Annotated in this window: 6 protein-coding genes and 1 pseudogene; 6 read left to right on the forward strand and 1 reads right to left on the reverse strand. The window is 45.3% G+C overall.

Going from position 1 to position 6,467, the window contains the following annotated elements; translation table 11 throughout:
- The coding region (locus tag V5N63_RS10860; protein WP_332033961.1) for a hypothetical protein at nucleotides 1–339 on the forward strand (339 nt) is incomplete at its 5' end.
- Here V5N63_RS10860 and V5N63_RS10865 read toward each other — a convergent pair.
- Entirely contained in the window at nucleotides 308–961 is a 654-nt protein-coding gene (locus V5N63_RS10865; RefSeq protein WP_332033962.1) for a DoxX family protein, read from the reverse strand. The two genes, V5N63_RS10860 and V5N63_RS10865, sit on opposite strands and share 32 nt — an antisense overlap.
- A gap of 106 nt (nucleotides 962–1,067) precedes the next feature.
- Here V5N63_RS10865 and V5N63_RS10870 point away from each other — a divergent pair, with 106 nt between their 5' ends.
- The 5 genes and pseudogenes from V5N63_RS10870 to V5N63_RS10890 all read left to right on the forward strand — a co-directional run.
- On the forward strand, nucleotides 1,068–1,448 hold the full coding sequence (locus tag V5N63_RS10870) for a YkvA family protein (RefSeq protein WP_332033963.1): 381 nt from the start codon (nucleotides 1,068–1,070) through the stop codon (nucleotides 1,446–1,448).
- Between the two features lie 112 nt (nucleotides 1,449–1,560).
- Nucleotides 1,561–2,481: an alpha/beta fold hydrolase gene (locus V5N63_RS10875; RefSeq protein ID WP_332033964.1), complete on the forward strand. Its 921-nt coding sequence runs from the start codon at nucleotides 1,561–1,563 to the stop codon at nucleotides 2,479–2,481.
- A 48-nt stretch (nucleotides 2,482–2,529) separates the two neighbouring features.
- On the forward strand, nucleotides 2,530–2,907 hold the full coding sequence (locus tag V5N63_RS10880) for a YbbC/YhhH family protein (protein ID WP_332033965.1): 378 nt from the start codon (nucleotides 2,530–2,532) through the stop codon (nucleotides 2,905–2,907).
- A 169-nt stretch (nucleotides 2,908–3,076) separates the two neighbouring features.
- Nucleotides 3,077–6,055, forward strand: coding sequence for an amidohydrolase family protein (locus V5N63_RS10885; protein WP_332033966.1), 2,979 nt, complete (start codon nucleotides 3,077–3,079; stop codon nucleotides 6,053–6,055).
- Nucleotides 6,056–6,069: 14 nt separating this feature from the next.
- Nucleotides 6,070–6,467: pseudogene (locus V5N63_RS10890) on the forward strand (amidohydrolase family protein); the annotation flags it as partial.

Consider the following 6,467-nt stretch of genomic DNA (forward strand, 5'->3'; position numbering starts at 1 on the left):
AACACCCACACCCCGAATCACATTTCTCAGGAGGAAAGAATGAAATGCATACTGTTCGCTGCTGCACTGCTTATTTACGGCACTTACGGATGGTTTAATGATGATATTTATATTCCCGGCAAACGAGGGAGAGGAATACGTTTCCACGGTGCTGCCTGCACGCTGATTTACGGTGCTTTTATTTTTGGTGCGGCTAATTTTATTTCGGTTATCGTCGACCATTACGATAAACGGAATAACGAAACAAATTATCAGAAATTTGCAAAAGTGACCAGAATCATTGGGCTTATCTTACTGTTCCTGGGATTTATTGTTTCGTTTGTTGCATCGTGGGATTGATGTTTTCAATGAACTTTCTCCCTTTTTTATATCTTTTATAGGCAATTCTATTGGAGACGACAAAGGTGATCACCACCATTACAGCGCTAATCTTCGGAAACAGACGGTCAGCAGGAAAGGCAGACATAGCGAGAATAAATACGAAATAGATGATGCCTGCGGCCTGCCATAGGCGGTCCGGATCGGGGTATAGGGTGATCTTTGGCGCGGTGTTGTAGGCAAAGATCCCTTTCAGCTTCTGATAATCCCAGACGAGCAATACGGTGCAGGCCAAAAGCATGAGTGACGTAATGACCCAGGTACCTTTAAAGGACAGACTGACGGTAATCAACCAGATATTAACAATAAGGCTGTAATAGACGACTGCACCTAAGGTAGCGAATCTTTGGGTCATCAACAGTAAAGCCGCAAGAACCTGCGCTACTCCTATGAAATTATAATAGATGCCGGACTGATAAAGTCCTTCGAAAAAGAACCCGATGGGGTGATCTGCTGAAATCTGGGTAAATCTGTTGCCTACAATTTTGGTAAGCCCGGAAGGCAGGAAAGCTACGCCTAACAGATAGCGCAGATGGATAATGAGCCATTGATTCAGCTTGTGGGTTCTCAGTTTTTCGTACACGGTTATTGTTTTTTTAATCAGTAAGGGAGATTATTGTTTTGTTACACATTTGATCCGTTGATTTTTTGTTGCATTAAATGGAACAGAATTCGTTACTTTAAAGTTCATGTTGCAGAAACTCAAAGAGAACGTAAAAAAACTGAAGCAGGAAACGTTTCCCATTTACCATGCCCTCTTCGACAGCCGCACGCCCGTAATGGCGAAGATTCTGGCTGCACTTACCGTGGCTTATCTGCTAAGTCCTATCGATCTGATTCCGGATTTCATCCCCGTGCTCGGCCTGCTGGATGACCTCATTATTGTTCCGCTGCTCATTAAAGCGACACTGGAACTGATCCCAAAATATGTACTCGACGATATCAAGAGCAGGATCGACAGCAACCAAAAACTGCCGACAAAATGGTATTGCGCACTGCCTGTCGTTTTGCTGTACGGATATCTCTTATTTATACTGTTCATGTATGCAAAGCAGTGGTTTAATTTTTAAGTGACGGTTCTCAAAGCTTTCTCTATTATTTTTTTTGTTTGATCCTGTAACAAAAAAAACCGGAGGTGCTACCAATCGCTGTATAAAAACTAAAACTAATAACCATTCTTCTATGATAACAAAGTACCTCTCCGCAGTATTGATTGTACTGGCGCAGTTATTCTTAGCCCAAACGCTTTCTAAAAACGCAGAAACCATTACCCCTTTTTTCACTGAAACTTCCGACGGTACCAAACTTTTCACTAAAGTTTCCGGCACTGGCGACCTTTGCATTTATGTACACGGCGGCCCCGGAATGTGGAGCGATTCCTTCGAAAACCTGAAAGGAAACCGTTTGGAAACCCACCTGAAAATGGTCTATTACGACCAGCGCGGCAGCGGGCGTTCTGCAGCCTCCGCAACCAACGATTATTCTGTAAACCGGATGGTAGAGGATATTGAAGACCTCCGGAAAAAGTTTGGCGCAGAGAAAGTATACCTCATGGCGCACTCCTTCGGCGGGATTATCGCAACCAGCTACGCAGCGAAATACGGCAGCCATCTGAAAGGTTTAATCCTGGTAAGCAGTACACTTTACTTCAACGATTCGGTGATGAGTCAGGTTTCGTATGCCAACCAACTTACGGGAAGCAAAATTGAAATTAAGAACGGACAGTACATGCCCGCATTGGGTGAAGCCATGGGCAAACTGAATGAGAAAGGTCTGATGTATAAACTCCTGTCCGACAGCAAAGAGAACATGGATACGTTGAATAAAATTGATGAGAAAAGACCGGAGGAAAACGGTTTCCGGAATAACGTATGGAACATCAGTGAATACTATGGTGATTTTACCAAACTGACACCCGGGATTAAAGTCCCTGTCTTGGTAGTGACCGGAACGCAGGATCATGCTGTAGGTCCGGAGCATTATAAACTGTTTAAATTCCCGAACCAGCGCGTGGCGAAAATCAACGGCGGGCATTTGCTCTACTACGAAAATAGTGAGGAGTTTGTGAAAAGTGTATTTTCTTTCATAAAAAAAGAACGCTAACTTTGAGCGGATTGCATAAAATGTATCAATCAAGACAATACTATGAAAATGAAAAGAGCAGTGATATTTTTGATACTCATGGTTATGGGAATAGCGGTGTACAGAGCATTTTTCAGTACAGACCGATATACGGCGCTGAATCAGCAGGTTAGCAACTGCGACGGTTGCACTGTTAAAAATGAAGAAACCGCTGTTGATATCGCTGAAGAAATTTTATTCAAAACATATGGCAAATCTCACATCAAGAATCAAAGACCCTATGAGATTAAGCTTTTAGGAAATAAAGTATGGTCCCTTAAAGGAAGTTTAAATCAAAGTACACTGGAAAAGTTGGTCTCTGGCGGAATGCCTGAATTCGGAGGAACATTTGAAATTGATATTGATCCCCGGGACGGAAAGATTTTAAAAATCATTCATTATAAATAATTAGTAAACTGCCAACTTAGATCACCGAAAAGTGATTTATCAGTACAAATATTTACAAAAAACACCCAACCGCACAAAAAAGCGCGGTTATTTTTATGAATAAGCGGCTTTAAGTCCTAAATATTTATAAATTTACCGGTTTAACCAATAATCAGAAAACCTATACTTCATGCTAAAGAAATTACTCTCGGTGGTTTCGGTCGGGATTATGGTGTCAGGCTCGGCGCAGGTCGGCTTCTGGCCCAACGATACCAAAGGAAAAGACCGCAGTGTGTACGCCGTAAAAAACATTACACTGTACCAGGATTACAGAACGAAAGTAGATAATGCCGTGCTGGTATTCCAGGAAGGTAAAATAGTGGCTTCCGGCAAAGTGAGCATCCCGAAAAATGCGGTGGTGATCGATGGACGCGGAGCTTTTGTATATCCCTCATTTATCGATCCTTATGCAACCATTGGCGTAGAAAAAGCCAAACGGAACGATTACAATCCCGGCAGCACCTATCTGCCTACCGATGCGACCTCAGCAGCATATAATGATGCCGTAAAAGCTGATACCCGTGCCGTAAGCAGTTTTACCAACCAAAGCAAAGATTTTCAGGACTACCTCAAGCAGGGCTTCGGAGCGGCACTGAGTTTTAATGAAGACGGAATCGTGCGCGGTTCTGCGGTGCTTATAACGCTGGGCGAAGGGCTTTCCTCAGAAAAAGTGATTAAGGAAGATGCCGGACTCATGCTCTCCTTCAGTAAAGGAAGTTCGCGCCAGGCCTACCCTTCTTCTCTCGTAGGATCAGTGGCACTGCTCCGCCAGCTTTATCTGGATGCCGACTGGTACGCAAAATCCGGATATCTGGAAAGCAAGAACACCAACCTCGAAGCCTTTAACCGCTACCGTAAACTCCCGACCATTATAGAAACGTCTGAAAAATGGGATGTACTGCGTGCCGATGCCATCGGTGACGAAGCGGCCACACAGTTTGTGTTTGTAGGTTCGGGAACCGAGTACCAGCGCGCAAAAGAAATGAAAGCCACCAACGGAACCTTCATCCTTCCGCTGGAATATCCTAAACCGTTCCAGAGTCAGGATCTCATGAATGTGGAGGATCTGGATGTAGCCGATTTGAAACACTGGGAACTGGCGCCGTACAACGCCATATATCTGGCGAAAGAAAAAGTGCCTTTTGCGCTCACCATGTCCAGACTTAAAGATAAAAATGCCTTTCTGGACCGCATCCGTGACCTGCATAAAAAAGGGTTGAGCAAGGAAGAAATCCTGCAGTCCCTTACAGAAAAGCCTGCACAGATTCTTCAGGTCAGCTCGCTCGGAAATCTTAATAAAGGTTCTATGGCGAATTTCATCATTGTTTCTGATGACCTTTTTATGAAAGAATCGGTGATTTATGAGAACTGGGTTTCCGGTAAGCAGAATATCATCAACCGCATGCCCGATACCGATGTGCGCGGCGATTATCAGGTACAGCTTAATAACCAGACCTATGACATGAAGATCAAAGGTAAGATCACAAAGCCGGAAGCAGAAATCATTCAGAACGACAAAAAAGGGAAAGCAAAACTGGCGGTAGCCGATTATAAAATGGCGCTCGAACTGAAACTGCCCAATGATACCGTGCAGAATTACCGGTTGATGCTTCCGCTGACCGACTATAAAAACCGCACCACCGTGGCAACAGACAAAGATGGCAGAAGTATTCCGGTAACCATCCGTTTTGTTAAAGCCTTTGAACCTGAAGAAAAGAAAGAGGAGAAAGCCAAAACCGATGAACCGGGGAAAATCTGGTATCCGTTTTCTGCGTTCGGTGCGGAAGCGCTTCCTACCCAGCAGGATTATTTGATTAAAAATGCTACCGTATGGACCAACAGTGCAAAAGGCATCATTAAAAATGCCGATGTAAAAGTCTCCAAAGGTAAAATTGTACAGGTAGGAACCGGACTTTCTTCTGGAAACACCACAGTAATCGACGGCAGCAATCTTCACCTCACCAGCGGAATCATCGATGAACACACGCATATCGGGCTTGCACGCGGCGTAAACGAAGCCGGAACCAACAACTCCGGAGAAGTGCGCATGAGCGATGCCATAGACCCTGATGATGTAAACTTTTACCGCCAGCTTGCGGGTGGTGTTACGGCAGCACAGCAGCTTCACGGCTCAGCCAATCCGGTGGGCGGACAGTCGTCGATGGTGAAATTCAAATGGGGCGAAGATCCCAAAGACATGATGTTCCCCGGAGCAAAACCTTATATTAAATTCGCTTTGGGCGAAAACGTGAAGCAAAGCAACTGGGGCAATAATCCGAACCGCTTCCCGCAGTCGAGAGGAGGTGTGGAACAGGCCTTCGACTTCTGGTTTACCCGCGCCCTGGAATATGAAAAAGAAAAAAGCACGAATAAAAACTTCCGTAAAGATCTCCGTTTGGAGACCATGCTCGAAATCCTGAAAAGCAACCGCTTCATTACCTGCCACTCTTATGTACAGAGCGAAATCAACATGCTGATGGATGTGGCCGACCGTTTCGATTTCCGCGTGCAGACTTTTACCCACATTCTTGAAGGCTATAAAGTAGCCGACAAAATGAAAAAGCACGGCGCCAACGCCTCTACCTTCTCCGACTGGTGGGCCTATAAGGAAGAAGTGCGTGAAGCCATCCCTTACAACGCGGCACTTCTGCTGCAGGCGGGCGTAAATGTGGCAATCAATTCTGATGACGCGGAAATGGCAAGAAGACTCAACCAGGAAGCGGGTAAGGCAGTGAAATACGGAAATGTTCCCCAGGAAGAAGCGTGGAAAATGGTAACCTTAAATCCGGCGAAAATGCTTCAGATCGACCATAAAGTGGGAAGTATTGAACCCGGCAAAGACGCTGATCTTGTGCTCTGGACGGATAATCCTTTAAGTATTTACGCTACCGTGGATAAAACTTTTGTAGACGGAATTCTGTATTTCGATGCCGCACAGCAGCAACGCAAAGACCAGATGGTGAAAGACGAGAAAAACAGAATCATCCAGAAAATGCTCTTCTCTGAAGATGCCGGAAAAGGCAACACCCAGAGCGCCGAGAAAAAACAGCGCATCCTCTACCACTGCGACACGCTGGAAGGCGAAGAACATGAGTCACATTCGCACTAAACTAAAATCAAAACATGAAAAAGTCTTTATATAAAATATTATCATTCTCCGTCTGCATTTCGGGGATGGTGGCTGCACAGCGGCCGGCTCCGGCACCTAAGCAGTCGGCACCCATAGCGATTACAGGCGCTACCCTACATACCGCGACAGGAGCCGTGCTTCCTAACGCCTCCATTATTTTCGACAAAGGAAAAATCACAGGCATCAACGCCCCGGTTCCTGCAAACGCAAAAGTCATTAACGCCACCGGAAAACATGTCTATCCGGGTTTCATCCTCGTCAATAATTCTCTCGGTTTGGTAGAAGTTTCGGCAACCAAAGCCACGGTGGATTTTGTGGAGGCCAACGGATTTGTTCCGGAAGTGCGCACCCTCATCGCTTTCAATACCGACAGCCATGTGATTCCTACCGT

The sequence above is a fragment of the Kaistella sp. genome, assembly GCF_032060305.1.
Lineage (GTDB): Bacteria > Bacteroidota > Bacteroidia > Flavobacteriales > Weeksellaceae > Kaistella > Kaistella yananensis.

Bases quoted from the DNA above. Each gene is read 5' to 3' on its own strand.
- V5N63_RS10870 (WP_332033963.1), top strand. From the start codon at position 1,068: ATGTTGCAGAAACTCAAAGAGAACGTAAAAAAACTGAAGCAGGAAACG.
- V5N63_RS10875 (WP_332033964.1), top strand. From the start codon at position 1,561: ATGATAACAAAGTACCTCTCCGCAGTATTGATTGTACTGGCGCAGTTA.
- V5N63_RS10880 (WP_332033965.1), top strand. From the start codon at position 2,530: ATGAAAAGAGCAGTGATATTTTTGATACTCATGGTTATGGGAATAGCG.
- V5N63_RS10885 (WP_332033966.1), top strand. From the start codon at position 3,077: ATGCTAAAGAAATTACTCTCGGTGGTTTCGGTCGGGATTATGGTGTCA.